This is a genomic window from Brucella grignonensis (genome assembly GCF_002252505.1).
Lineage (GTDB): Bacteria > Pseudomonadota > Alphaproteobacteria > Rhizobiales > Rhizobiaceae > Brucella > Brucella grignonensis.
Window position 1 is genome coordinate 1 of the sequence record NZ_NNRL01000055.1, and the last position, 528, is coordinate 528.

Consider the following 528-nt stretch of genomic DNA (forward strand, 5'->3'; position numbering starts at 1 on the left):
CACGGTGACTGTTCCTTCGGTCGGAAAAGCCGAGGTAGGTTTATCCCGTCGGTTCCGAACTGGACCACGCGGGACTTGTAGTTCGTGGCGATGACAACCTCATCGCTCTTGAGCGCCTGGGCCTGCTGTAGGTGACCGGGGTAGAGACGCGGATTGGTCGCCTTCTTCAGGTCGAGCAAGGCCGATTTCATCCCCGCTATGTCCGTCAGGTCGCCGCCCTGCACCAGGGCGGCCATTTCCATGTGGTGATACCAGTGACCATCGGTGAGGCCGATCATCCCAGCATATTTGGGGTTCCACAGATCAGCGAAGCTCTGCGGCGGTTCGGCGACCTTGTCGGGATTGTAGCCGATGACCCAGGCGCTGTACTGCCAAGGTATGAAATAGTGCGCGCGCAGGATTTCATGGACGTCCGCGACATTCGGGATGTCCGCATCGGAAACAGTCTCGATCAGCCCCTGGCTGTTCATCAGGAATGCGTCGGTGTCGTCCACATGGACGACGTCGAAAGGTGCCACGGGCAGGCGC

1 protein-coding gene is annotated in these 528 nt (G+C 59.8%); it reads right to left on the reverse strand.

Going from position 1 to position 528, the window contains the following annotated elements:
* Positions 1–528: ABC transporter substrate-binding protein (locus CEV33_RS00760; RefSeq protein ID WP_208620121.1), on the reverse strand; the 528-nt coding region annotated here is incomplete at both ends.